At 66.6% G+C, this 25,275-nt stretch carries 28 protein-coding genes; 14 read left to right on the top strand and 14 right to left on the bottom strand.

All coding sequences use genetic code 11. The features are described from left to right. Positions 1-188: 188 nt before the first annotated feature. Positions 189-410 carry a putative signal transducing protein gene (locus tag AABQ55_RS07725; RefSeq protein ID WP_064329242.1) on the bottom strand — a complete coding sequence of 74 codons (222 nt, stop codon included), beginning with the start codon at positions 408-410 and terminating at the stop codon, positions 189-191. A 108-nt stretch (positions 411-518) separates the two neighbouring features. Here AABQ55_RS07725 and AABQ55_RS07720 point away from each other — a divergent pair, with 108 nt between their 5' ends. From AABQ55_RS07720 to moaB, 4 genes are all read left to right on the top strand, one after another. Further along, on the top strand, positions 519-1,535 hold the full coding sequence (locus AABQ55_RS07720; protein ID WP_272804607.1) for a polyprenyl synthetase family protein: 1,017 nt from the start codon (positions 519-521) through the stop codon (positions 1,533-1,535). A gap of 161 nt (positions 1,536-1,696) precedes the next feature. After that, the gene (locus AABQ55_RS07715) at positions 1,697-3,550 is read left to right on the top strand and encodes a tetratricopeptide repeat protein (RefSeq protein WP_244767866.1); all 1,854 of its coding nucleotides are present in this window, start codon (positions 1,697-1,699) and stop codon (positions 3,548-3,550) included. 6 nt (positions 3,551-3,556) lie between these two features. After that, positions 3,557-4,468 (top strand): 4-(cytidine 5'-diphospho)-2-C-methyl-D-erythritol kinase, encoded by a 912-nt coding sequence (locus AABQ55_RS07710; protein WP_272804606.1) that lies wholly within the window; start codon positions 3,557-3,559, stop codon positions 4,466-4,468. Further along, the gene (gene moaB, locus AABQ55_RS07705; protein ID WP_272804605.1) at positions 4,455-5,003 is read left to right on the top strand and encodes a molybdenum cofactor biosynthesis protein B; all 549 of its coding nucleotides are present in this window, start codon (positions 4,455-4,457) and stop codon (positions 5,001-5,003) included. Before AABQ55_RS07710 ends, moaB begins: the two co-directional genes overlap by 14 nt. Positions 5,004-5,108: 105 nt before the next feature. Here moaB and AABQ55_RS07700 read toward each other — a convergent pair whose 3' ends face one another. Beyond that, on the bottom strand, positions 5,109-5,639 hold the full coding sequence (locus AABQ55_RS07700) for a glycosyl transferase (protein WP_272804604.1): 531 nt from the start codon (positions 5,637-5,639) through the stop codon (positions 5,109-5,111). 171 nt (positions 5,640-5,810) lie between these two features. Here AABQ55_RS07700 and AABQ55_RS07695 point away from each other — a divergent pair, with 171 nt between their 5' ends. The 5 genes from AABQ55_RS07695 to AABQ55_RS07675 all read left to right on the top strand — a co-directional run bounded on the left by AABQ55_RS07695 (position 5,811) and on the right by AABQ55_RS07675 (position 9,296). Then, on the top strand, positions 5,811-6,968 hold the full coding sequence (locus AABQ55_RS07695; protein WP_272804603.1) for a PA0069 family radical SAM protein: 1,158 nt from the start codon (positions 5,811-5,813) through the stop codon (positions 6,966-6,968). 246 nt (positions 6,969-7,214) lie between these two features. Beyond that, positions 7,215-7,883, top strand: a complete 669-nt coding sequence (locus AABQ55_RS07690; protein WP_272804602.1) for a ribonuclease HII — start codon at positions 7,215-7,217, stop codon at positions 7,881-7,883. Between the two features lie 77 nt (positions 7,884-7,960). Beyond that, on the top strand, positions 7,961-8,275 hold the full coding sequence (locus AABQ55_RS07685) for an ArsR/SmtB family transcription factor (protein ID WP_272807409.1): 315 nt from the start codon (positions 7,961-7,963) through the stop codon (positions 8,273-8,275). Further along, the gene (locus AABQ55_RS07680; RefSeq protein WP_272804601.1) at positions 8,272-8,625 is read left to right on the top strand and encodes an SRPBCC family protein; all 354 of its coding nucleotides are present in this window, start codon (positions 8,272-8,274) and stop codon (positions 8,623-8,625) included. Before AABQ55_RS07685 ends, AABQ55_RS07680 begins: the two co-directional genes overlap by 4 nt. A 47-nt stretch (positions 8,626-8,672) precedes the next feature. Then, on the top strand, positions 8,673-9,296 hold the full coding sequence (locus AABQ55_RS07675) for an ATP-dependent Clp protease proteolytic subunit (protein WP_272804600.1): 624 nt from the start codon (positions 8,673-8,675) through the stop codon (positions 9,294-9,296). Positions 9,297-9,374: 78 nt separating this feature from the next. Here AABQ55_RS07675 and AABQ55_RS07670 read toward each other — a convergent pair whose 3' ends face one another. The 12 genes from AABQ55_RS07670 to AABQ55_RS07615 form a co-directional block, all read right to left on the bottom strand. Then, positions 9,375-9,860, bottom strand: a complete 486-nt coding sequence (locus AABQ55_RS07670; protein ID WP_244767873.1) for a F0F1 ATP synthase subunit B — start codon at positions 9,858-9,860, stop codon at positions 9,375-9,377. Between the two features lie 10 nt (positions 9,861-9,870). Beyond that, positions 9,871-10,518 carry a F0F1 ATP synthase subunit B gene (locus tag AABQ55_RS07665; RefSeq protein ID WP_244767874.1) on the bottom strand — a complete coding sequence of 216 codons (648 nt, stop codon included), beginning with the start codon at positions 10,516-10,518 and terminating at the stop codon, positions 9,871-9,873. Positions 10,519-10,605: 87 nt separating this feature from the next. Beyond that, a complete protein-coding gene (locus AABQ55_RS07660; RefSeq protein WP_024270186.1) occupies positions 10,606-10,833 on the bottom strand; it encodes a F0F1 ATP synthase subunit C in 228 nt (75 codons plus the stop codon). A 66-nt stretch (positions 10,834-10,899) separates the two neighbouring features. Then, positions 10,900-11,652, bottom strand: coding sequence for a F0F1 ATP synthase subunit A (locus AABQ55_RS07655; RefSeq protein ID WP_244767875.1), 753 nt, complete (start codon positions 11,650-11,652; stop codon positions 10,900-10,902). A gap of 61 nt (positions 11,653-11,713) precedes the next feature. Beyond that, complete coding sequence (locus AABQ55_RS07650) at positions 11,714-12,109, bottom strand: AtpZ/AtpI family protein (RefSeq protein ID WP_244767876.1); 396 nt, start codon at positions 12,107-12,109, stop codon at positions 11,714-11,716. Positions 12,110-12,379: 270 nt separating this feature from the next. Then, positions 12,380-13,555 carry a cell wall hydrolase gene (locus AABQ55_RS07645; RefSeq protein WP_443021142.1) on the bottom strand — a complete coding sequence of 392 codons (1,176 nt, stop codon included), beginning with the start codon at positions 13,553-13,555 and terminating at the stop codon, positions 12,380-12,382. Between the two features lie 223 nt (positions 13,556-13,778). Further along, positions 13,779-15,680: a potassium transporter Kup gene (locus AABQ55_RS07640; protein ID WP_272804599.1), complete on the bottom strand. Its 1,902-nt coding sequence runs from the start codon at positions 15,678-15,680 to the stop codon at positions 13,779-13,781. A 13-nt stretch (positions 15,681-15,693) separates the two neighbouring features. Next, positions 15,694-16,677 carry a magnesium transporter CorA family protein gene (locus AABQ55_RS07635; RefSeq protein ID WP_284220291.1) on the bottom strand — a complete coding sequence of 328 codons (984 nt, stop codon included), beginning with the start codon at positions 16,675-16,677 and terminating at the stop codon, positions 15,694-15,696. Positions 16,678-16,816: 139 nt separating this feature from the next. After that, complete coding sequence (locus tag AABQ55_RS07630; protein WP_244767878.1) at positions 16,817-17,998, bottom strand: Mrp/NBP35 family ATP-binding protein; 1,182 nt, start codon at positions 17,996-17,998, stop codon at positions 16,817-16,819. 115 nt (positions 17,999-18,113) lie between these two features. Next, positions 18,114-18,857 (bottom strand): helix-turn-helix transcriptional regulator, encoded by a 744-nt coding sequence (locus AABQ55_RS07625; RefSeq protein ID WP_244767879.1) that lies wholly within the window; start codon positions 18,855-18,857, stop codon positions 18,114-18,116. A gap of 84 nt (positions 18,858-18,941) precedes the next feature. Further along, positions 18,942-19,679: a helix-turn-helix transcriptional regulator gene (locus AABQ55_RS07620; protein ID WP_272804598.1), complete on the bottom strand. Its 738-nt coding sequence runs from the start codon at positions 19,677-19,679 to the stop codon at positions 18,942-18,944. A 261-nt stretch (positions 19,680-19,940) separates the two neighbouring features. Continuing rightward, on the bottom strand, positions 19,941-20,729 hold the full coding sequence (locus AABQ55_RS07615; protein ID WP_272804597.1) for an IclR family transcriptional regulator: 789 nt from the start codon (positions 20,727-20,729) through the stop codon (positions 19,941-19,943). 101 nt (positions 20,730-20,830) lie between these two features. Between AABQ55_RS07615 and AABQ55_RS07610 the strand changes: the two genes are divergently transcribed. The 5 genes from AABQ55_RS07610 (at position 20,831) to AABQ55_RS07590 (ending at position 25,002) form a co-directional block, all read left to right on the top strand. Beyond that, the gene (locus AABQ55_RS07610; RefSeq protein WP_272804596.1) at positions 20,831-21,592 is read left to right on the top strand and encodes an SDR family NAD(P)-dependent oxidoreductase; all 762 of its coding nucleotides are present in this window, start codon (positions 20,831-20,833) and stop codon (positions 21,590-21,592) included. Further along, a complete protein-coding gene (locus tag AABQ55_RS07605; protein WP_272804595.1) occupies positions 21,592-22,515 on the top strand; it encodes a 2-dehydro-3-deoxygalactonokinase in 924 nt (307 codons plus the stop codon). Before AABQ55_RS07610 ends, AABQ55_RS07605 begins: the two co-directional genes overlap by 1 nt. Positions 22,516-22,572: 57 nt before the next feature. Continuing rightward, complete coding sequence (locus tag AABQ55_RS07600) at positions 22,573-23,211, top strand: 2-dehydro-3-deoxy-6-phosphogalactonate aldolase (RefSeq protein WP_272804594.1); 639 nt, start codon at positions 22,573-22,575, stop codon at positions 23,209-23,211. Then, complete coding sequence (locus AABQ55_RS07595; protein WP_272804593.1) at positions 23,208-24,092, top strand: SMP-30/gluconolactonase/LRE family protein; 885 nt, start codon at positions 23,208-23,210, stop codon at positions 24,090-24,092. Before AABQ55_RS07600 ends, AABQ55_RS07595 begins: the two co-directional genes overlap by 4 nt. 196 nt (positions 24,093-24,288) lie before the next feature. Continuing rightward, positions 24,289-25,002, top strand: coding sequence for a PRC-barrel domain-containing protein (locus AABQ55_RS07590; protein WP_272804592.1), 714 nt, complete (start codon positions 24,289-24,291; stop codon positions 25,000-25,002). Positions 25,003-25,275 lie beyond the last annotated feature (273 nt).

Raw genomic sequence — 25,275 nt, 5'->3', positions numbered from 1 at the left:
CGTCCCCCGCGCGCGGGGGCGGCCTTGGCCATCCCCCCTCTGCCCTGCCGGGCATGTCCCCCACAAGGGGGAAGATTGGATCGTGGCACTGCTTTGCCCCAAGTCGATCTCTCCCCTTGTGGGGGAGATGCCCGGCAGGGCAGAGGGGGGTGCTCCGAATGCAGCCTTCACCGTGAAAACTACGACCCTCACGCCCGCAGCTCCGCTTCGAGCCCCGCATCCTTGAGGATCCGCCGGGCCTCGTCCGCCCGGTCGCTCTCCACCAGGAAGCGGCGGGGCAGCATGCCGAGCGAGCCTTCGAGGATGCTCATCGCCTGATCGGCGATCAGGCAATGGATTCCCGCCTCCTTCATCAGGCTTTCCGCGAAGGAGAGCAGGACGGCGTCGTTGGTGCGGATCAATTCGATCATTCCGGTCGTTTTCCAGCCATAATTCCCGAGGCGGGACAATTCGCCTCTTGCCGCAGGAAGCCCCGCTTTCTATTGTCTTTCAACAAAAATGAACAGGAGTCCGGGCATTTGGGCGTCGTGATACCGCTTGAAGAAGGCAAAAACAAACAGGCGTCTGTGAAGCCGCTCGTCGATCTCACGAAGGCCGACATGGAGCGGGTGAACCAGCTCATCCTGTCGAAAGCCGGCTCCGACGTCGCGATGATCCCGGAGGTCGCCAACCACCTGATCTCCTCCGGCGGCAAGCGCCTGCGCCCCATGCTGACGCTCGCCTCCGCCGCGATGTTCGGCTATGACGGCGACCAGCACATCAAGCTCGCCACCAGCGTCGAGTTCATGCACACGGCGACGCTCCTGCATGACGACGTGGTCGACGAGAGCGACATGCGCCGCGGCAAATCCACCGCCCGCATGATCTGGGGCAACCAGGCGAGCGTGCTCGTCGGCGACTTCCTGCTCGGCCAAGCCTTCAAGATGATGGTCGAGGTCGGCTCGCTGGAGGCCCTCGACGTGCTCTCCACCTCCGCCACCGTGATCGCCGAAGGCGAGGTGCTGCAGCTCTCCGTCGCCAAGAACATGGAGACGACCGAGGACGACTATCTCCAGGTCATCCGCGCCAAGACGGCGGCGCTCTTCGCCGCCGCCTCGGAAGTGGGGCCGATCATCGCCAATACCGGCCGGGCCGAGCGCAACGCGCTGAAATCCTACGGCATGAATCTCGGCCTTGCCTTCCAGCTCGTCGACGACGCGCTCGATTATGGCGGCAAGGCGGCCGATCTCGGCAAGAACACCGGCGACGATTTCCGCGAGGGCAAGATCACCCTGCCCGTCATCCTCGCCTGGCGCCGCGGCACGGCGGAAGACCGCGCCTTCTGGCGCGAGGCGATCGAGGGGGGAAAAAGCGACGACGCGAACCTCGAACGCGCCTTCGGCCTCATCACCCGCTATGGCGGGCTGACGGACACGATCGCCCGCGCCCAGCACTACGGCATGATCGCCCGCGACGCGCTCGCGCCCCTGCCGGCCTCGCCCTGGAAGAACGCGCTGCTCGAAGTCATCGACTTCTCCATCGCCCGCGTCAGCTGATCGGCGAATACGCGGTCCGGCAGGATTTTCTTGCCGCACCGCGCCAAAAAAGCCATTCTCTGCCGTCATGAGTCCGTGATTGATTTGGGCACGATCGTGGCTGAATTTGTCACGGCAATCCCCATAGGGCTACGGCACAGCTTCTGGCGAAAGGCATTTTGATGCGGCATTCCCTTCTCCTTCGGCTTCTCTCCGGCGTGGCGATCGCGGCCAGCATCGCGCTTGCCGGTACCCTGGCCGGCCCTCTGGCGGCATATGCGGAGGAAAAGCCGGCAGCCGCGGCCGCAGAGGAAAGGCCGTTCGATCCGTTGAGCGTCAACACCTTCTCCGGCGCCTTCCTCGCCGCCCGCACGGCCGATTTCGACAAGGAATACGAGACCGCCGTCGCGCTCTACAAGATCGCCCTGCAGTTCGACCCCACCAACAAGGACGTCAAGCAGCGCCTGATGGTGACGCAGCTGATGAACGGCGATTTCGAGGAGGGCGTGAAGCTTGCCGATGCGCTGCGCAACGATCCCGCCGTCGAGCGCATCACCGCCGTGGTGCGCGGCATGGAGGCGATCCGCAAGCGCGAATACAAGAGCGCCGAGAAGATCCTCGTCTACAGGGGGCCGAACGATCTCGACCGCATGATGAACGACCTCCTGCTCGCCTGGGCCAAGTTCGGCGACGGCAAGTCGAAGGAAGCGCTGAAGCTGATCGGCGGCATGGAGGGGCCGGACTGGCTCGCCATCTTCAAGAACTACCATGCCGGGGCGCTGGCCGCGGCGGCCGGCGACAAGGCAACGGCGCGCGCGCGCCTCAACGACGCCATCCTCGACCGCAACGGCGCGAGCGCCGCGCCCGACACCTTCATCCGCGCCGTGATGGCGCTTGCCCGCCTCGAGGCCCATGAGGGCAACAAGCAGAAGGCGCTCGACGCCATCTCGGTCGGCGACAACTTCATCACCAGCTATGCGCCGCTCAAAGCGCTGCGCCAGAGCATCGAGGCCGGAGAGAAGCAGGAGCAGCAGGTGCGCAACGCCGCGCAGGGCGCCGCCGCCGTGCTCTTCTCGATCGGCGGCGCGCTCAACCGCGACGGCGCGGAGGACATCGTCTCGCTCTACCTGCAGGCCGCCCGCGCGCTCGACCCGGACAGCGACGACATGCTGGTGCTGCTCGGCGGGCTGGCGGAGAACCAGAAGAAGCCGGAGCGGGCGATCGAATATTACCGCGCCGTGCCGGAAAAGTCGCCGATGCGGCGCATTTCCGAGCTGCAGCTCGGTCTCAACCTTGCCGATACGGGCAAGGTTCCCGAGGCGAAGAAGCACCTGCAGGAACTGATCGAGGCCGATCCGGCGGACCTGCGCTCCTATCTTGCGCTCGGCAGCGTGCTGTCGGACGCCAAGGACTACAAGGAGATGGCCAGTCTCTACGACCGCGCGGTCGCCGCCATCGGCCCGGTCCCGACACGCAACCACTGGAGCATCTTCTTCCAGCGCGCCATCGCCTATGAGCGGCTGAAGGAATGGGAGAAGGCCGAACCGAACTTCCGCAAGGCGCTGGAGCTGAACCCGGAACAGCCGCAGGTGCTGAACTACCTCGGCTATTCCTGGGTGGACATGAACATGAACCTCGACGAGGGCCTGGACATGATCCGCCGGGCCGTCAGCATCAAGCCGGACGATGGCTATATCGTCGATTCGCTCGGCTGGGCCTACTATCGCCTCAACCGCTTCTCCGACGCCGTGGCGGAACTGGAGCGGGCGGCGGAGCTGAAGGCGGGCGACCCGACGATCAACGACCATCTCGGGGATGCCTACTGGCGCGTCGGCCGCAAGCTGGAAGCCACCTTCCAGTGGAACCGCGCGCTCGGCCTGAAGCCGGAAGAGGCGGAAATCCCGAAGATCAAGCTGAAGATCGAAAACGGCCTGCCGGAACTGGAGAAGACCGAGCCGGCCTCCGCGGAAGCCAAGGACGAAAAGCCGGTGCAGAACCCCTCGCCCGAGGGCACGGCGGCCGACCGCAAGTCCTGACGCCGCATGGCTGACGCCGACGCCCTGTCGGGGTTCGCGGTCGTCGAGCCGGCCCCGGCCAAGATCAACCTCGCGCTCGCCGTCACCGGCCGGCGCGAGGATGGTTACCACCTCCTCGACAGCCTCGTGACCTTCACCGCCTTCGGCGACCGCATCGGCCTTGCGCCGGCGGCCGAGGACCGCTTCACCCTCACCGGCCGCTTCTGCGGAGCGCTTTCGGCCGAGGCCGACAACCTCGTCACCCGCGCGCGCGACCGGCTGCGCGCGGCGCTCGCCCCGACCGGGCAGGCGGCCCCGCCCGTGCACATCCATCTCGAAAAGAACCTGCCCGTCGCCTCCGGCATCGGCGGCGGCTCGGCGGATGCCGCCGCGACGCTGCGCGGCCTCATCTCGCTGTGGCGCGCGGAGCTGCCCGCCGACGGGCTGGATGCGCTTGCCCTCGGCCTCGGCGCCGACGTGCCGATGTGCCTTGCCAGCCGCCCGCTGCGCGCGCGCGGCGTCGGCGAGGCGATCACCCCCGTCGCCCTGCCGGCCCTTCCCATCGTGCTGGCCAATCCGCTCGTCGGCGTTTCGACGCCGGCCGTCTTCCAGGCGCTTGCCTCCCGGCACAACCCGCCGCTCGCCCTTGCGGGCGCCGCCGGCTGGGCGGAAGCGCTTGCGCGCCTGCGCAACGACCTGGAGCCCCCTGCCCGCCGGCTCTGCCCCGAGATCGCCGCGATCTCCGAAAGCCTTGCGGCCACCGGCGCCGGCCTCGTGCGCATGTCCGGTTCCGGCGCGACCTGCTTTGCGCTATACGATACGGACGCGGCTGCCGAGACCGCGGCGGCGGCGCTCTCCCGCCGGCATCCGCACTGGTTTTTCACCGCCACGCGCACGCTGGAAGCGCAAGGCAAAGGAGCCGACGATGGCGCATATTGACGAGACGAGGCCCTTCATCCCGGTCGGCATCGCCGTGCTCACCGTCTCCGACACGCGCACCCTCGACACCGACCGGTCCGGCGATACGCTGGTCGCGCGCATCAGGGAGGCCGGGCACCGCCTTGCCGACCGCGCCATCGTGACGGACGACGTGGCCGCGATCCGCGCCAGGGTGGAAACCTGGACGCGCGACGACGCGGTGGACGTGGTCATCACCACGGGCGGCACGGGATTTACCGGCCGCGACGTGACGCCGGAGGCGCTGGAGCCGCTGTTCGAAAAGCGCATGGACGGCTTTTCCGAGGTCTTCCATCGCATCTCCTACGACAAGATCGGCACCTCGACGATCCAGTCGCGCGCGACCGGCGGCGTCCTCAACGCCACCTTCATCTTCGCGCTGCCGGGTTCGCCCGGCGCCTGCAAGGACGCCTGGGACGGCATCCTGAAGGCGCAGCTCGACTATCGCCACATGCCCTGCAACTTCGTGGAAATCATGCCGCGGCTCGACGAGCACCTGAAGCGCACCGCCGGCTGACCCGCTCCCTTCCGGGGGAGTGGCGCGACATCGATGCCGACGCCGATTTCGCAATCGAGCTATCCGTCACCGACGGCGTGTTCCGCAACGATGTCCCGTCCTGGCTCAATCGATCCCCGCCCGCATGGCCTTCACGGCCCAGGCGGGCACCAGCTCCACGGCCAGCCGGCGCACGCCGGCGCCCGTCGCGATGTCGGCGAGCGTCATGCCGGTGCGCACCGCGGCCGAGGCCTGGCGCTTGCTGACGAGGTAGCCCTGCTCCAGCGGCACGCGACGGCGCGCAAGGCGCTGGAAGAACGGCCGGCGATGGCTGCGCGAGCCGAGGAACCGTGCGGGGTTGCGGTTGACCGACACATGGTCGACGACGGCATCCACCCAGCCCGACAGCGGCCGGGCGCCCGGCTCCAGCAGCAGCAGCCAGTCGCCGCGGGCCGAACGCACCACGTCCTTCATGTCCCAGCTCGTCAGGAAGCGGCAACCGGCGGCGTCCGCCACCTTGGAGGAACCGTCGCGCGAGCCGTGGTCGAGCACGATCACGTCGCGCACGATGCCCTCGACGGCGCCGGAAACCAGCGCCGACAATGTCTGCGCAAGCTCGGCCTCATTGTCCCGGCATTCCATGATGATGGTCAGCATGTCCTCCCATACCGCATTGCAGCATCGATTTCCACCGCGGGAACCCGCGAAGTTTCCCGCATGGTTAGGCGGCATGGTTAGCGGCGCCCCGAAATTTGTTCTTGCATTGTTCTCATTTGCGCGATAGGAATATAATCATTGAATCGGGGCCTGCCCCCGGCGGAGACACTCATGAACGATCTGGCCAGCCTGAGGCAGGGCGCGCTTGCGCCCGGCCACGCGAAAGACATTGCCGAAGCGCTGATGGCCGAGACGGGCATGCGCGTCGACAGCGAGCGCCGGCGCGGCCGGGGCGCGGGCCTCAACTTCACCGGCCGCTTCGAGCCGGTGACGCGCGAGACGGTCGATGACGGCTGGCAGACGCTGGAGGAACTGCCGCCCTTCAGAACCGAGGTGCAGGTGGAAAAGCCGCGCACCATCATCACGCGCAACGAATCGCCCGACATTCCCTTCGACCGCTCGATCAATCCCTATCGCGGCTGCGAGCACGGCTGCATCTACTGCTTCGCCCGGCCGACCCATGCCTTCATGGGCCTGTCCGCCGGCCTCGATTTCGAGGCACGGCTGTTTGCCAAGCCGGACGCGCCGAAGCTGCTGGAACGCGAGCTCTCCAAGCCCGGCTACAAGCCGCGCGTCATCGCGATCGGCACCAATACCGATCCGTACCAGCCGATCGAGAAGGAATGGCGCATCATGCGGCAGATCCTCGAGGTGCTGGACGCGGCAAACCATCCGGTCTCGATCGTCACCAAGTCGGCGCTCGTGCTGCGCGACATCGACATCCTTGCGCGCATGGCGGCGCGGGGCCTCGCCTGGGTCGGGCTTTCCGTCACCACGCTCGACCGCAAGCTCGCCCGCACCATGGAGCCGCGCGCCGCGACCCCGCCGCGCCGGCTGGAGGCCATCCGCACGCTCTCGCAGGCCGGCATTCCCGTCGCCATCATGATGGCGCCGATCATTCCCGGCCTCAACGACCACGAGATCGAGCGCGTGCTCGATTCGGGCAAGGCCGCCGGCGCGCTGGAGGCGAGCTATGTGCTGCTCCGCCTGCCGCTGGAGGTGAGCCCCCTCTTCCGCGACTGGCTGCTGCGCCACTACCCGGACCGCTACCGCCATGTCATGTCGCTGGTGCGCTCCATGCGCGGCGGCAAGGATTACGACGCCGAATTCGGCAAGCGCATGAAGGGCGCAGGTCCCTATGCCTGGCAGATCGCCCGCCGCTTCGAGATGGCGGCCAAGCGGCTGGAGCTGACCCGCACCCGCCGCAGCCTTGCCTGCGACCAATTCGTGCCGCCCTCGGGCAGCGGCGTGCAACTTTCGCTGCTGTAAGGCGGGAGGGGCCTCGCGCCTCGCCCGGCCGATTTGTCAGGGGAAAGCGGATCCGGCTTTCCCGAAAGGACTGACGGCACCGGGAAATCCAGCGCATCCTGTTCGGTCCGAACCGGAGAGCTGCGAAAACGAAACCCCGCCGGGCGCCCGCGCCCGGCCTCTTCTTCCGGTCTGCCTTTCCCCGGGGCATACCGGCGCTCCTCCGGCGTCCGCCTCCTGCCGGAGGGCTTGCAGGGAATCGGATGGATGTGCGAGGTTCGCCGCATGTCCCGTACCGCATCCTCCGATTCCCGCCTTCTTTTCGACCTGCCCGAGGGGCCGGATTTCCAGATGGAAGCCGCGGCCCTGAAGCGTGGCATCTGGCCGGTGGCCGGCACGGACGAGGCCGGGCGCGGCCCCCTGGCAGGTCCGGTCGTCGCCGCCGCCGTGGTGCTCGACCCGGACAACATCCCCGGCGGCCTCAACGATTCCAAGCAGCTCAATGCCGCCAGGCGCGAGGCGCTGTTCACCCTGATCCTGCAGTCGGCCTTCGTCTCCGTCGCCTCCAGCTCGTCGCGCCGCATCGATGCCATCGACATCCGCAAGGCGAGCCTCGATGCCATGCGCCGCGCCGTCGCGGGCCTGGAGATCGCACCGAAACTCGTGCTGGCCGATGGCCGCGACGTGCCGCCCGGCCTTGCCTGCGAGGGCCGCGCCGTCGTCAAGGGCGATGCCCGCTCGCTCTCCATCGCCGCCGCCTCCATCGTCGCCAAGGTGATGCGCGACCGCATGATGGCCCGCGCCGAGGACACCTATCCCGGCTACGGATTCGCCATCCATGCCGGCTACGCCACCGAAGTGCACCGCAGGGCCATCACGGATATCGGCCCCTGCCGGCTGCACCGCATGAGCTTCCGCCCGCTCCGGCAGGACTGAGCCCGGGGGGACGGCTCCCGCCTGCCTGCACGACCGGGTCCTTGCAAATCAGATAAGTGTATGCTTATCTCATTCCCATGATCGAGAACGAGATATTCAAGGCGCTTGCCGATCCCACGCGCCGCGCGATCTTCGAGAAGCTGGCGGACGGCGCGATGAATGCCAGCGCGCTGCGCGAGGGCATGGAGATCAGCCAGCCCGCCATGTCCCAGCATCTGGCGGTGCTGCGCCAGGCGCGGCTGGTGCGCGAGGAGCGGCAGGGACGGTTCATCAATTACAAGGTCGACCCGGACGGGCTGGCGCGCATTGCCGGATGGCTCGCGAAATATCGGGCCTACTGGCCGGCGCGGATCGACGCCCTGAAGGATTTGCTGAAGGACATGGACCAATGAGCGACAGGCAGGCCGAGCAGGCGACGGATCTCGTGCTCGAATATGAGCTCGACGCACCGACCGAAAAGGTCTGGCGGGCGATCAGCATTCCCGCCTTTCGCGAAAGATGGCTGCCGGGCGGCGCGCTCGCCGACGCCGAGCCGGTCCTGACCGCGCCCGGCAAGGAAATCCGCTACAGGCTGCGGGACGATGAGCCGCCCCATCTCGAAAGCCTCGTGGCGTTCCAGCTCCGTCCCAACGGGCAGGGCGGCACCACGCTCCGGATCGTCCATGGCCTTGCGGATGCGCGCGTCGTGCCGCGGCCCATCAACGACAATGGCAACGGGCGCACGCTGATGCGCGCCGCCTGACCTAACCCACCCCTCCCCGAAACAATCCGGAAGACAGGAGTTCGCCCATGCGCGAAACGATGCAACTCGTCCCTATGGTCGTCGAGCAATCCAGCCGGGGCGAACGCTCCTTCGACATCTATTCCCGCCTGCTGCGCGAGAGGATCATCTTCCTCAACGGCGAGGTGAACGACACCGTCTCCGCGCTCGTCTGCGCACAGCTACTGTTCCTGGAGGCCGAGAGCCCGCAGAAGCCGATCCAGCTCTACATCAACTCCCCCGGCGGCATGGTCACCAGCGGCTTTGCCATGTACGACACGATGCGCTACATCCGCGCGCCCGTTCACACGCTCTGCATGGGCACGGCCCGCTCGATGGGCTCGTTCCTGCTGATGGCCGGCGCGCCCGGCATGCGGGCCGCCCTGCCCAATGCCAGCATCCTCGTCCACCAGCCCTCCGGCGGCTTCCAGGGCCAGGCATCGGACATGCTCATCCACGCCGAGGAGATCCTGAAGACCAAGCAGCGCATGACGCGGCTCTATGCCCGCCATTGCGGGCGCAGCTACGAGGAGTTCGAACAGGCCATGGACCGCGACCGCTTCATGACGGCCGAGGAAGCGCTGGAATGGGGCCTGATCGACCGCATTCTCACCGAGCGCGAGATCGGCGAGGCGTATCGGACCAGCACATGACACGCCTTGTCATGGCATAGGCACAACGAAAAAGGCCGGATCGCTCCGGCCTTTTTCAGATCGATCGTGCGGGCGGCCTCAGTTGAGGCGGGCCTTCACTTCGCCGATGGCGTTGTCGAACAGCGCCTTGCCGGTGGCGGCATCGGCCTTGGTGGCGATGACCTTCTCGGCGGCGGCGACGGCGAGGTCGACGGCGGCGGCGCGCACGGCGTTGATCGCGTCGGCCTCGGCCTGACGGATCTTCTGCTCGGAGAGCGCCGTGCGGCGGGTGACGTATTCCTCGGTCTTCTGCTTGGCCTCGGCCGTCAGGGCGCTGGCCTCGCGTTCAGCGGCGGCGACGATGCTGGCGGCTTCCGCCTCGGCATCCTTGCGCTTGCGCTGGTATTCGGCGAGCAGGTGCTGGGCCTCCTCGCGAAGACGCTTGGCTTCCGCCAGCTCGTTCTGGATCTTCTCCGCGCGGGCGTCGAGACCCTTTGCCATCATGCCCGGAACCTTGAGGTAGGCGATGAGGGCGAGGAACAGGAGAAGGCCGACAAAGGCATAGAATGTTGCGTCGAATGCCATGGTGTCCTCCTTATTCGCCTGCGGCCGTCTTCACGGCGGAAGCGATCTCGGCCTTGGTGGCCTTGGCGCCGATGAGCTGCTCGACGAGGGCTGCCGTGGTTTCCTCGGCGATCGAGCCGACATCGGCAAGGGCCTTGGCCTTGATCTCGGCGATGCGGGTCTCGGCACCGGCGATCTTGTCCTGCAGCGAGGCTTCGATCTTGGCGCGCTCGGCGTCGGCCTTGGCCTTGGCTTCGTCGCGGGCGGTCGAGGCGATCGCATTGCCCTTGGCGCGGGCGCTGGCAAGGTCCTGCTCGTAGGACGCAATCGCGGCGTCGGCTTCCGCCTTCAGGCGGGAGGCTTCGTCGAGGTCCTGCGCGATACGGTCATGGCGCGTCTCGAGGATGCCGCCGATGCGCGGAATGACGACCTTCGACATGAGAAGGTAGAACAGACCGAAGGTGATCGCCAGCCACAGGAGCTGCGATGCGAACGTGGTCTGGTCGAAGGGCGGGAAAACGCCGGTGGCGTGCTCGTCGCCATGGGCCACACCCGTTTCGGTGTGCACTTCGCCTGCCGGCTGGGCCGCATGCGTATCCGTCTCATGCGACGTCGCAGGGGTTTCCGCCTGGGCGATTTCGAAAGGGGTGGACTCGGCCGATGCCGGGGTCACGGACATGCTCACCTCCAGGGGGCACTCTCAGATCTTGTACGGAACGTACGATGGACCACGGCCCGGAGGCCATGGTCCAGTCCTCGGCCGATATCAGACGGCGAAGAGGAGGAGGAGAGCGATGAGCAGCGAGAAGATGCCCAGAGCTTCCGTAACGGCGAAGCCGAATACGAGACGGCCGAACTGGCTGTCAGCAGCAGACGGGTTGCGCAGAGCGCCGGCCAGGTAGTTGCCGAAGATGTTGCCGAGGCCGAGAGCCGTGCCGGCGAGACCGAACGTGGCAAGACCTGCGCCGATGAACTTTGCTGCTTCCGCTTCCATGTTGAACTCCTTGAATGGGTTGTTGCGGCTTATGAGCGACGCCCGAGGGCGCCGACGACTGTTTCCTTAGTGACCACCCGGATGCACGGCATCGTTGAGGTACATGCATGTCAGAACTGCGAAGACGTAGGCCTGCAGGAACGACACGAGGAATTCGAGACCGGTCAGGGCGACGGTCATGAGAAGGGGCAGGATCGCACCGGCGACACCGACGGCGCCGAGCGCGCCGAGCGAGGTGACGAAGCCGGCGAAGACCTTCAGCGTGATGTGACCCGCCAGCATGTTGGCGAAGAGACGGATCGACAGGCTGATCGGACGCGAGAGGAACGAGATGACCTCGATCGAGACGACCAGCGGCAGCAGCGCGCCGGGAACGCCGGATGGCACGAAGAGCTTCAGGAAGCCGAAGCCGTGCTTGTAGAAACCGTAGACGACCACCGTGCCGATGACGAGGATGGCCAGGGCGAAGGTGACGATGATCTGGCTGGTGACCGTGAAGAAATAGGGCACCATGCCGAGCAGGTTCGCCGTCAGCACGAACATGAAGAGCGAGAAGACCAGCGGGAAGAACTTCATCCCGTGGCTGCCCGCCCCTTCCCGGAGCATCGAGGCGATGAACTCGTAGGACATTTCCGAGACCGACTGCATGCGGCTCGGAACGAGGCCGCGCTGGCCGGTCGTGAAGTAGAGGAAGCCTGCGGCGGCCGCGACGGTGGCGACCATGAAGAGCGAGGCGTTGGTGAACGAGAAATCGATGCCGCCGATTTCGATCGGAACAATCTTGTTGACCAGGAACTGATGGGTCGGATCGTTTGCCACCGTCTATCTCTCTCGCTTGCCCGCCTTGCGGCGGAAGTCACCCATGAATGGGACCGCGCCGTCAGGCGCCGTCCTTCGGTTTGGTCTCGTCCCGCCCGCTGCCGGCCTTGCCGGGCTCTCGCCCCGCCAGCCTGTCGACCGGATGGGGCGATGCCACCATGCCAGCCGCGCGCATGACGTTCAGAACGCCGGCACCGAAGCCGAGGAGCAGAAGAACGATCATCCCCCACGGCCCTGTACCTGCAAAATGGTCCAAAAGATAGCCCAGAAGCGCCCCGACGATGACAGCAGCGACGAACTCGCTCGAGAGCTTCATGGCCACCGCGTAGCCCTTGCGGCTCTCCGATGCCCGTGCCTCGGCGGCTCTATCCGCCCCGTCGTCCTTGCGCCGTTCCGCGAGTTCCGCATCCAGGCGCTTCAGCCGGTCTTCCAGACTTTTCTTCTGTTCGTCGGCCATGGCGTTCTCCCGTTTCGTTCCGCGGCGCTTTCGCCCCATTGCGGACATATTGAAGGCTAGGATTCAAGCCATATCCGACCCCTTTCGAAGTCGGGCGCAACATAGTTTTAGGTGCCGGCATAGTCAAGGCATGGCGAAGCTTTGCGCAGCAGCAAATATTATGAAATAAATCAATAGATTAGCCGGAATCACGCATCAGGCGCGACCGATCGTCCCGGGAATCGCGAAGGCTGTGGCGCGGACTCACCCCGCCCCGCCCCTCAGCGCTCCTCAGCTCCAGCCGCCGCCATAGGTGCGGTAGAAGATGTGCTTGCCGATCTTGGCCACCCGCTTCATCGTACGGCCCCAGGGCGGGTTCACATAGGTCGCGTGGTAGTGGGTGGACGAGCCGACGTCGTCGAACCAGATCTTTCCGGCGGTGACCGCCATGGCGATCTCCTTGGCGGTCTTCCAGTGCCAGGGCGAGAGGATCAGGTCGGGAATGCGGTCGCAGGCGAAGGAGAACTGGCAGCGGTTGCGCCAGTTTTCGTTCTGGTAGACGACGCCGCAGATGGTCTTCGGATAGGCGGGGTTGCGCACGCGGTTGAGAATGACCTGCGCGACGGCGGCCTGGCCCTTCAGCTCCTCGCCGCGCGCCTCGAAATAGATGCCTTCGGCAAGGCACTTCTGCTCCTTGGCGGTGAAGACCTCCGCCGGCAGCGGCGTGGCCGCCCAGGCGTGATCGTCCGGCGAGATATCGGGCACGAAGCGGCCGAGTTCCGTCTTCGGCTTGAGGATCGAATCGAAGGGCGATTCCCGGGCGTAATCCGGCTCGACGCGGGCATAGGCGGTCGCCAGCACGTCGGCATTGTCATTGGTGACGAGGCTTGCGATGACGGGCGAGACGCCGGGATTCCTGCGCACCGGCTCCTTCTTGTAGAAGGCGGTGGCGATCTCGATTTCCTTGCCCTTGATCTGCGGCTTGGCGAAGGCCATGCGCTGGCCGGTGTCGAAGGCGGGCGAGAGCAGGAAGCTGGTGCGATCGAGAATCGAGCCGGCGGCAAAGCCCTTCGGCGGCGTCACCGGCAGGACGGCGACGATGCGGCCCTTCTTGTCGCGGCGGTTGACGCGGTCCTCGTCGGGAATGCCGCCCTTGCCCTTGTGCTCGCTGCGCAGCGCCGCCGTGACGCCGCCCGGCAGCTCCACGCCCGCGCCGCTTTCGATGCCTCCGGTCGTCATGGCGTCGGCGAAGGCGATCTCGACCTCGTGGATCGAGCCGGCGGGCGAGCGGGTCAGCACCATGGTCTGGTTGCCGCCCTTGCGGTTGAGGCCGGCGAGATAGGTGGCAAGGTCCGTATGGGCGGCCGGCGTCGGAAAGGTGGCGACGAGGCCGAGGCCGGCGGCCAGGGGGATTTTCCACTCCCGCTTCAGATAGGCGAGGAAGCGGCCGGCCGCCGCATGACGAATGCTACGCTTACGCAACTTCTTACTCCGCACGCATGCGCAGGCGCGCCGCCATTGTCGATGGCGTGTCCTCCTGCCCGAAACTGACTGTATGGGAGCCCTTCCGCGCCGAAGCACGGGCCCGAAGCGGCTCGTTGTCAGGGTAAAATGAAGCATTAACCTTGATGGTTGGTTAATGCTGATAAACGGCTTTCGGGGAGGCGTTCACCTCCCCTTCACGTTTTCGTCAGATCACGACATGCGAGCCGAGCTCGACTACGCGGTTGGTCGGCAGGCGGAAATAGTCGGACGGGTCGGTGGCGATGTTAGCGAGCGCGATGAAAAGCCGGTCCTGCCACATGGGCATGCCCGATTCGGCGTCGGGCACCAGCTTGCGGCGGCCGAGATAGAACGAGGTCGACATGATGTCGAACCTGTGCCCCGCCTTGCGCATCAGGCCGAGCGCCTGGGAAACGTTCTGCGTCTCCATGAAGCCGAAATGCATCTCGATGCGCGAGAACCGCTCCGAGATCTTCTCGACCGAGAACCGCTGGGCCGGAGCGACGCGCGGCGTGTTGGCGGTCTTGATCGTCAGGATGAAGTTGCGCTCGTGCAGGACGTGGTTGTGCTTGATGTTGTGCAGCAGCGCGGCGGGGGCGAAGTCCGGATCGCTGGTGAGGAAGATCGCCGTGCCGGTGACCTGCACCGGGGCATGCGCGCCGGGCCTTTCCACGGACTTGACGAAGGCGGGCAGCGGCACCTCGATGCGCCGGGTCTTTTCGCGCAGGATCCTCGTGCCGCGGGTCCAGGTCCACATCAGGACGACGACGGCGCCGGCGATCATGACCGGCACATAACCGCCGTCGACCACCTTGAGCAGGTTCGCGCCGAGGAAGGTGAGCTCGAGCAGGAAGAGCGGCAGCAGCGCCGCGGCGGCGGCAAGCGGCGTCCAGCGCCAGCGCCTGCGCAGGAACTCGAAGGCAAGCACGGTCGTCACCACCATCGCCCCGGTGACGGAAATGCCGTAGGCGGTCGCCAGCGCTTCCGAGGAACCGAAAATGAAGACGAGCAGCATGACGCCGAAGAGCAGCACCGTGTTGACGCCCGGCAGATAGATCTGGCCGGTCTGGGTCTCGGACGTGTGGAAGATCTCCATGCGCGGCAGGAAACCGAGATGGATCGCCTGGCGCGTCAGCGAGAAGGCGCCGGTGATGACCGCCTGGCTGGCGATGATCGTTGCGAAGGTCGCAAGGATGACGACCGGCAGCAGCGCCCATTTCGGGAACATCAGGAAGAACGGATTGGCGATCGTCTCGGGATGGGAAAGCACCAGCGCGCCCTGGCCGAGATAGTTCAGCGTCAACGCCGGGAAGACCAGGCAGAACCAGGCCCACTGGATCGGCCGCCGGCCGAAATGGCCGAGGTCCGCATAGAGCGCCTCCGCCCCCGTCACCGTCAGGAAGACCGCCCCCAGCACGACGAGGCCGACATAGCCTTCGTTATACATGAACAGCACGGCATAATACGGGTTGAAGGCGGCCAGGATGCCGAGGTCGTCGCTGATATGGCTGATGCCGCCGAGGCCCATGACGATGAACCAGAGGGCGGTGATCGGGCCGAAGAACTTCGACACGGCGGCCGTGCCCCAGGACTGCACGGCAAACAGCATGACGAGGATGACGACGGAGATCGGCACGATATAGTCGTCGAGCGTCGGCGTCACGAGCTTCAGGCCCTCGACGGCGGAAAGGACGGACAGCGCCGGCGTGATCATCGCATCGCCGATGAAGAGCGCCGCGCCGGCCGCCCCCATGAAGAAGAGCACGGTGGCATGCCGGCCCGCGGTCTTCGTGAGAAGCGCCAGCAGGGAGAGCGTGCCGCCCTCGCCGTGGTTGTCGGCGCGCAGCAGGAAGAGCACGTATTTCAGCGTGACGATGACCGTCAGCGTCCAGATCATCAGCGAGATGAGGCCGACGACCTCCTCGCGCACGAGACCGTCGCCGGCGACCGGGCGCAGCGCCTCGCGCAGGGCATAGAGCGGGCTCGTGCCGATGTCGCCATAGACGACGCCGACGGAGCCGAGCGCGAGAAGGAACAGCGTGCGCGCCCTGCTGCGGGAATGCGGAGCGCCGGCGGCATGTGCTTGCATGGGACGATCAGGCCTAGAGCCAGCCTTTCCAGCGGAAGAAGAAAAAGGGGAGGATCGCCGACAGCACCATGGCGGCCAGCGTCAGCGGATAAGCCGCGGGGATGTGCAGTTCCGGCATGAACTCGAAGTTCATGCCGTAGGTCGATGCGATCAGCGTCGGCGGCAGCAGCACGACGGAGGCGATCGAGAAGATCTTGATGATGGCGTTCTGCTCGAGGTTGATGAGGCCGAGCGAGGCATCGAGCAGGAAGGTGATGTTACCGGCGACGAAATTGGCGTGCTCGGAGAGCGACTGCACGTCCCGCGTCACCGTGCGGCAGAGCTCCAGGCTCTCGCGATCGGACTGCAGCGCCGGCAGGCCATGCAGGAAGGTCAGGACACGCGAGAGCGACATCAGGCTGTCACGCGTCTTGGCGACAAGGCGGTGGAGCGCGGAGACCTGCACGACGCGGTCTTCCAGATAGCGCGGCGGGCGGCGGCTCAGATGCCGCTTGTCGCCGAACACTTCGAGCGAGAGCTTGTCGGCGCGTGAAACCGCGATCTCGAGGATTTCGGCGGTGCGGTCGGCGATGGTTTCCAGAAGCCGCGTGATCATCACGATGGGCGTGCCGCAGCCGCCCGGAATGCGGTGCATCGCGCTCTTGAACAGGGAGAAGGAGCGCGGCTCGGCATAGCGCACCGTCAGCAGCCGGTCCGGCGTGAGGATGAAGGCGACGTCGGTCAGGTGCGGCAGGTCGCTTTCCGCCTTCACCATCAGCGAAGCCGTCATGTAGGCCGCGTTGCCGTCCGTATAGAGCCGGCTCGACGGCTCGATGTCCTTCAGTTCGTCGCGCGTCGGCACGTCGATCGACAGGACCCGCTCGATCACGGCCTCGTCGTTGCGGGTGGGTTCGAGCAGATCGACCCAGACGGCGCCGGCAAGGGCCTCGGCGGCCGCAGAATCGGTTTCTGCCGGCAGGGCGCGCGCCTCGCCGTTGGGGCGGAAAACCGTGATCACCGGCGAATGGCTCCGGGAAGGACCATCGCTCACACTCCTGACTGGACGCCACGCTTCAGCGGTCGGCCGCGCATATTGCGCGGCGCAACATAAAAAGCAAGGCCATGGCGGGCAACGCGCCGGGGCGCGAAAGGTTCGGCTATTCGAAGACGATCGCCGGCGCGCCGCGCGCGCCCTTGCCCTCGATCGCCTGGAGTTCCTGCCAGACGCGCGTGGCGATCGCGCGATAGGTCTTCGCCGCCGCGCCATCCGGATTGGAAACGACGACGGGCGTGCCGGCATCGGAGGTCTCGCGGATATCCATGGTCAGCGGCACCTCGCCGAGGAACGGCACGCCGATGCGCTCGGCCTCCTTGCGCGCGCCGCCATGGCCGAAGATGTCATAGCGGTTGCCGGTGTCGGGCGCGATGAAATAGCTCATGTTCTCGACGATGCCGAGCACCGGCACCTCGACCTTCGAGAACATGTTGAGGCCCTTGCGCGCATCGATGAGGGCAAGGTCCTGCGGGGTGGAGACGATGACGGCGCCGGCGAGCGGCACCTGCTGGGCCATGGTGAGCTGCGCATCGCCCGTGCCCGGCGGCATGTCGACGACGAGCACGTCGAGCTCGCCCCAGGCGACCTCGCGCAGCATCTGCATCAGCGCCGACTGGATCATCGGCCCGCGCCAGATCATCGCCACCTCCTCGTCGACGAGGAAGCCCATGGACATGACCTTGATGCCGTAGTTCTCCATCGGCTTGATCGTGCGGCCTTCGAGCTGCTGCGGCCGGCCGGAGATCTTCAGGAGCCGCGGCATGGACGGGCCGTAGATATCGGCGTCGAGGATGCCGACGCGAAGGCCGTTCGCCTTCAGCGCCAGGGCGAGGTTGACGGAGGTGGTGGATTTTCCGACGCCCCCCTTGCCCGACGCAACGGCGATGATGGCGCCGACGCCGGGAATGCCGGACTTCGCGCGCTGCGGCGGCTGGCCGGGCGCGGCATGGGCATGGCCGGCATGGCCGTGCGCATCGCCGCGGCCGGGGGGCGGCGGGGTCGGCGCGCGGGCGGCGGCCGGGCCGGAAGCGGCGCGCTTGTCCGCCGTCAGCGCCACCATGGCGGCCTTGATGCCGGGGATTTCCTTGACGACGCGCTCGGCGGCGGCGCGCATCGGGTCGAGCTCGCGGGCGCGCTCGGCCGGCACGGTGATCGAGAAATAGGCTTTGCCGTCGGAGATGAAGACATCCGAGACGAGGCCGAGGTCGACGATGTTGCCATCCATGTCCGGGCCGCGCACCGTGCGCAGCCGTTCCAGCACCTGTTCCTTGCTTACATCCGTCATGAAACCCTCGATCGACCCGTCGCGGCATCAGGCCGCGGCCCTTTTTTCCGTAGATAGTGCACGGAAAGGCGCTCGCCAAACGTTTTCGCCCGCGACCGAAAGCCCCGGCTCCCGCTCAGGCGATCAGCCCGCGGCGGATGGCCTTGACCACGGCCTGGGTGCGGTTGACCGCCTCCAGCTTGCGCGTGACCTGGTTGAGGTAGTGGTTCACCGTATGCTCGGACAGGCCGAGGATTTCGGCGATCTCCAGGCTGGTCTTGCCCGCCGCGGTCCAGCTGAGGCACTGGATCTCGCGCTCGGTGAGCACGACCTGGCCGGATTTCCAGGCCGCGCCGATCTCCGCGAGCCGGTTGAAGAGGTGGACGGAGATCATCTGCAGCATCAGCCGCTCGTCGCGGCCGAGCGTCGGGCTCTCGCCGCCCCAGACGACGGCGCCGCGGTTGCCGAGCGCATCGTGCACGGGGAAAAAGTGGCCGGCCAGCATGCCGTGGCTGGTCATCGCGCCCACCAGCTCGGTGAAATCCAGCTGCTCGGAGGATTCGCCGATCCATTCCCGCATGTCATAGGAGAACGGCACGGTGGTAAGCCGCAGCTTACGGATGCCGGCGCTGTGGCGAACCATGCGTAGCGCATCGTATTTTCCGAGGATTTCCTGCGGCCAGTTGCTGACGATGGAATAGGCCGACAGCTTCTCCGCCTCGAAGCCCGGCAGGTTGAAGACGATGAAAAATTTGAGCCCGTATTCCTCGCACTTGCGCCGCATATAGCGCACGATGTCGAACTGCGTTTCGAGAGCGGCGATCTCGCTGCCTTCGTCCCGTAGCTGGTTGTCGGTGCTGCTCGTTTCGTCAGCCGTCATGGTCCCCCGCAATTTTGTTCTTAGCCTTGGGCATTTGGAGCGGAACCGCACGCATTCCAGAAAGTCGCAAGGTTTTTTTATGCATCAGTTCAAAAGCCCAGCGCGAATCGCCTTGGCGACCGCCTGGACCCGGTTGACGGCATCGAGCTTGCGCGTCGCCCGGTTGAGATAATGATTGACCGTATATTCCGAAAGGCCGAGGATTTCAGACATTTCCACGCTCGTCTTGCCGGCCGAGGCCCAGGACAGGCACTCGATCTCGCGGCGCGAGAGCGAAACGTTCTGCCGGCGGCCGGCGCGCAGCTCGACGACTTCGGTGAAGATGAGGTTCGCGACCGCGTTGAGTTCGGCCATCTCACGCGGATTGAGCACGTCGCGCGTGCCGCCGAAGGCCAGCGCGCCGCGCAGGCCCACCGAATTGTGGGCCGGGAAATAGGCCCCGCGCGACAGGCCGTGCCGTTCGAAGAGGCTCGCCGCGATCGCCGCCTTGCCATCGGCCCTGCGCCGGTTCGTGCGGTCCGCATCATAGGTGAAGGGGTTGGTGCTCTGGCGCAGGCGCTCGATGACGGGGCTGCCGAAGATCAGGCCGGCATGGTCGTATGTCTTGAGCATCTCGTCCGGCCAGGACGTCAGCAGCACGTTGGAGGAGAAGTCGGTCGAGGTTTCCGACGGGACGTTGATCAGGAGGTAGCCGCGAAGGCCGTAGTGCTTGGTCAGGCTGTCCAGCGTCTCGGCGACGTCCTCCTGCGAGCCCAGCGTCGCCGGATCCGGGTCCCGCCGATGCCGGAACCGCGCAGACGCCGTATGAAATCGATCCGCCATATCCATCTTCCTTCAGCACGCACGCGCCCGTGCGGCAAAAATGCCGTCACAATGCACTGCTTGCTCCAGGAACCCCCGTATCCCAATGCAAGTATGTTCGATGAACCGCGCCTCAAGTCCGCGGCGAGCGACGCAACTCGTGAGCTGGTCGTGAGGGAAGCTAATGATGCCCCAACTCCACGTCCAGCGCGATTTTCTAATTTACCGTAAAATGGCGCCATAAGACAACCATGCCATCATTTACGGACCTTGCCTCTCGACTTACCGTTGCGGACCGAGGCGGGCCGACAATTCCGCCATGATGGCGCCGGCCGCATGCCGCACGCGCGGCGCCCAGTCGTCGAGCTGCGCCTCACCGACGCGATAGGCCGGCCCCGTCACGGAAACGCCGGCGACGAGCGCGCGGCCGGCGTCGAAGACCGGGGCGGCGACGCAGCGGATGCCCGGTTCGTGCTCCTCCCGGTCGAAGGCGATGCCGCTCAAACGGATCTGCGCCAGCTCGTCGAGCAGCGCCGCCCGGCTGGTGATCGTCTGCGGCGTGAACCGGCGGAACTCCAGGCCGGACAGGAGGGCGTCGAGCGCCTCGGCATCCAGCGCGGCGAGCGCCGCCTTGCCGACGCCGGTGCAATAGGCCGGCGAGGCATTGCCGATCTGCGAGTTCATGCGCACGGCCTGCCGGCTCTCCACCTTGTCGAGATAGATGATCTCCCGCCCGCGCAGGACGCCGAGATGCACGGTCTCGCCGGTCTGCCGGTGCAGCGCCTCGAGGAAGGGCGCGGCGACGGCGCGGAACTCGTTGCGCGCCCAGCTGGCGGAAGCGAGCTTCAAGAGGCGCAGGCCCGGCACATAGGCATGGTCGGGACGCAGCTCCAGCAACCCCTCCTGCACCAGATGGGAGAGCTGCCGGTGCAGCGTGCCGCGCGGCTGCCCGCTGACGGCGAGCACGTCGGTGAAACGCATCGGGCGCTCGGCGAGCGCCACGGTCTCCAGGACGGCCATCGCCTTGCCGAGCGTGCCGGTGCCCCCCTCCTCGTCCCGCTCGTTCGCCATTGCCACATCCCCGCTCGTCCCTTGACAGGCTGCCATGGTAACGAAATAATTCCGAATAATCAAACTCAGTTCCAAATAATGGAATTTTCTGGAGACCATCGATGACAGGGCGTTATCCGGACCTTGCAGGACAGGGCGTGCTCGTCACCGGCGGCGGCTCGGGCATCGGCGCGGCGCTGGTCAGGGGGTTTGCCGCTGCCGGCGCCCGCGTCGCCTTTCTCGACATTGCCGAGGTGGAGAGCCGCAACCTGGTCTCGGAACTCGAAGGCGCGGTCGGGCACCTGCCCCATTATATACGGACGGACCTGCGTGACATCGATGCGCTGCGCCGGGCGGTCGATGAAGCGGCCGCTGTGCTCGGTGGCCTCAGCGTGCTCGTCAACAATGCGGCGCGCGACGACCGGCACGATCTGGAGACCGTGGAGCCCGACTATTGGGACGAGAACCAGGCGGTGAACCTGCGCCACCACTTCTTCGCCGCCCAGGCCGCCGCACCGCATATGCGGGCAGCCGGCGGCGGGGCGATCGTCAATTTCTCCTCCATCGCCTTCCTGCTCAACATGGGCGAGTTTCCCGGCTATTCCACCGCCAAGGCCGGCATTGTCGGCCTTACCAAGTCGCTCGCCGGTCGGCTCGGGCCGGACAATATCCGCGTCAACGCCATCCTGCCCGGCATGGTGCTGACCGAGCGGCAGAAGCGCCTGTGGATCGACGAGGCGGCGGTGGCCGGCGGCATCGCCCGCCAGTGCCTGAAACGCTCGCTCATCGCCGACGACATGGTCGGCCCCTGCCTTTTCCTGGCGTCGGAGGCCTCCGGCGCCATAACCGCACAAACGCTCATCGTCGACGGAGGCATGCTCTGATGACCACACCCGAACCCGCTTATGTCGCGGTCGACTGGGGGACCTCCAGCTTCCGCCTCTGGCTCATCGGCAAGGACGGCGACGTGCTCGCCGAGCGCCGCAGCGGCGAAGGCATGACGACCGCCGCCCGCACCGGCTTTGCCGAGGTGCTGCAAAGCCACCTTGCCGCCGTCTCGGCACCCGCCGGCCTGCCGGTGCTGATCTGCGGCATGGCCGGGGCCAAACAGGGCTGGGTCGAGGCCGGCTATCTCGATACGCCCGCCGCGCTTGCCGACATTCCCGCCGCCGCCGTGCGCATTCCCGGCGCTTCCGCTGACATCCGCATCCTGCCCGGCCTTGCCCAGCGCGACGCGGCCGCGCCCGATGTCATGCGCGGCGAGGAGACCCAGCTTCTCGGCGCCGCCGCCGCGCTCGGCGAAGGCGACCACCTCGTCTGCATGCCCGGCACGCACAGCAAGTGGGTGCGCCTTTCCGGCGGAAAGGTCGCGGGGTTCTCCACCTTCATGACCGGTGAGCTGTTCGAGGCGATCGCCAGGAACACGATCCTCAGCCACGCCATCGCCGAGGCCGGGGCGATTGCCGGCGACAACGCCGCCTTCCGCGCCGCAGTCGTGCGCATGGTGGCCAATCCGGCGCTTGCAACGAGCCAGATCTTCTCCGTGCGCGCCGGCTCGCTGATCGCGGGGCTTTCGCCGGTGGATGCCAAGGCACGCCTTTCCGGCACGCTGATCGGGCTGGAGATCGCCGGAGCCCTCTCCCTCGTCGCCGAGGGCACGCCCGTCACGCTCGTCGTGTCCGGCGGGCTCGGCGCACTCTACAAGGACGCCCTTGCCGCCGCCGGCATCGCCCCCACCGTCATCGACGCCGATACCGCCGTGCGCGACGGCCTTGCCGCGGGCGCGAAGGCCCTCTGGTCCCTTTGAACATGAACTGCAACCCATTCCGCTCACCCCGGACCTGCTCCCGAGAAAGCTGAACCGATGAACCGCATCCCCTTCCCCCCGATGAAATACCCGCTGATCGCCATCCTGCGCGGCCTGAAGCCGGGCGAGACCCAGGCTGTCGTCGGCGCCCTGATCGAGACGGGTTTCACCGCGATCGAGATCCCGCTGAACTCGCCCGATCCCTTCGCCTCGATCGAGACCGCCGCGAAGATGGCGCCCGAGGGCTGCCTGATCGGTGCCGGCACGGTGCTGACCGTCGCGGATGTCGACCGGCTCGCCGATGTCGGCGGGCGGCTGATGGTGAGCCCGAATGTCGAGCCCGACGTCATCGCCGCCGCCGCCGCCAAGGGCATGGTGACGATGCCGGGCGTCTTCACGCCGACCGAAGCGCTCGCCGCCGCGCGCGCCGGGGCGACGGGGCTCAAGTTCTTTCCCGCCAGCGTGCTCGGCCCTGCCGGCATCCAGGCGATCCGCGCCGTGCTGCCGGCCGACCTGGAGATCGCGGCCGTCGGCGGCGTCTCGGAAAAGAACTTCGCCGACTACGCCGCGATCGGCATCCGCAGCTTCGGCCTCGGCTCCAGCCTCTACAAGGCGGGCATGGGCGCCGACGAGGTGCGCGCCCGCGCCCGCGCGACGGTCGAGGCCTATGATGCGGTGTATGGAGGCGGAAAATGAGCGAGACCCATTCCTTCACCGGCCGCATCCTGTGCGAGACGGCCTGCGAGCTCGGCGAAGGCCCGACCTACGATCCGGCGACGGGCACGGCCTACTGGTTCGACATCATGGGCCGCACGCTGCATGAACTGCACCTTGCGACGATGACCAAGGCGACGCATGCCCTGCCCTTCCTCGGCAGCGTGCTCGCCGTCGTCGATCCGGAGCGCCAGCTCATCGTCTCCGACCAGGGGCTTTTCCTGCGCAGGGTCGCCGATGGAGCGCTCAGTCCCTTCGTCACGCTGGAGGACAAGGCGCAGAACCGCTCCAATGATGGGCGCGTGCATCCGTCCGGGGCGCTCTGGGCGAGCACGATGGGCCGCAAGGCGGAAAAGCATGCCGGCGCGATCTATCACATTGCCGGCGGAACGGTGACGAAGCTCTTTTCCGACATCACCATCCCGAACGGCATCTGCTTCTCGCCGGATGGCCGCATCGGCTATTTCACAGATACGGACGTCAACCATCTGATGCGCGTCGCGCTCGACCCGAAGACCGGCCTGCCCGCCGGCGCGCCCGAGGTCCTCGGCGACGAGACCGGCACGCCGGGCGGCATCGATGGCTCGGTCTGCGATGCGGACGGGCTGATCTGGAACGCACGCTGGGGCGCAAATGCGGTCGATGTCTACAAGCCCGACGGCACGAAGATCGCCCGCCATCTGGTGCCGGCCGCGCAGGCGAGCTGCCCGGCCTTCATCGGCGACAAGGCCGACCGGCTGCTGGTGACATCCGCCTGGCAGGGCATGGACGCGGCCGCACGCCTTGCCGATCCGCATGCCGGCCAGACTTTCGAACTCGGCCTCTCCGTGAAGGGGCGTTTCGAGCCGGCATTCGCGCTCTGAAGATACATACGGCTGGAGCGGGCCGCGGCCCTGCGCCCGCTTCCCGCGTCAAAAATGCATGGCGGCAATCAAAAAGAAGGCAATTTTCATCGGAACCAAAAACGGATGTCGCCGTTCCTTGTCCATCAGCCGGTGCGGACGGCCCCTCTAAAGACCGCCGCGCCTTGATGCCAACGAGACGAAAGGCAGGTTCAAGATGACCAATAAACTTCTCACTTCCGTTGCCGCTGGTGCACTCTTCCTCGGCGCGGCCCTGGCCCCGGCAGCCTTTGCGCAGGATACCAACCAGCCGGCCGCCGGCGAAACCCAGACCCTGGAGCAGCAGCCGGGTATGACCGGTGACGACGCCACGGGCACCACGCCCGGCGACACCGCAGCAACCCCGACCACGCCGACGACCGAGGATACGGCCCAGACGCCGGAAACCGGCACGGCCACCGAAGACACGGCTCAGACCCCGGCAACGACCCCGACCGAGGACACGGCACAGGCGCCGGCTGCCGGCGGTGACTATCTGACGGCCCAGTCGCCGGAACAGATCAGCGCCAACACCTATCTCGGCCAGGCCGTCTACAACAGCGCCGATGAAAGCATCGGCAAGATCTCCGATCTGATCATGGAGAAGGACGGCGGCATCACCGCAGCCGTTGTCGGTGTCGGCGGCTTCCTGGGCATCGGCGAAAAGTGGGTCGCCGTTCCGTTCGAGAAGATCTCGATCACGCAGATCCCGGATTCGGACGATGTCAAGCTGACGACGACCGAAACCGCCGAGAGCCTGCAGGCCGCGCCGGAATTCAAGACCACGGCGCAGCAGGTTGCCGAACGCCAGGCCACGACCCCGGTCGATACCTCGACGACCTCGTCGACGACCGACACGGGCACGGCTCCGGCCACCCAGCCGGTCGAATAATCCGGCAGGTTCATTCTGATCTCCAGCCCGGTGGCCATCCCTGCGCCACCGGGTTTTTCTTTTGCACTATGCTTTTTTGACGTGCGCGTTTCCCCCCTCTGCCCTGCCGGGCATCTCCCCCTCAAGGGGGGAGATTGGATGGAGGACCATTTCGCCCATCTCCAGCGTTGCGATTCGAGCAGGGTTCCTGCTCCTTGCCGATCTCCCCCCCCTTGAGGGGGAGATGCCCGGCAGGGCAGAGGGGGAGCAGCCGCAAATGCGCGCTTGAAACTC

Origin of the sequence: Shinella sp. WSD5-1 (assembly GCF_963942435.1) — a bacterium.
GTDB lineage: Bacteria > Pseudomonadota > Alphaproteobacteria > Rhizobiales > Rhizobiaceae > Shinella > Shinella yambaruensis.
This window is presented reverse-complemented; position numbering and strand designations above follow the sequence as displayed.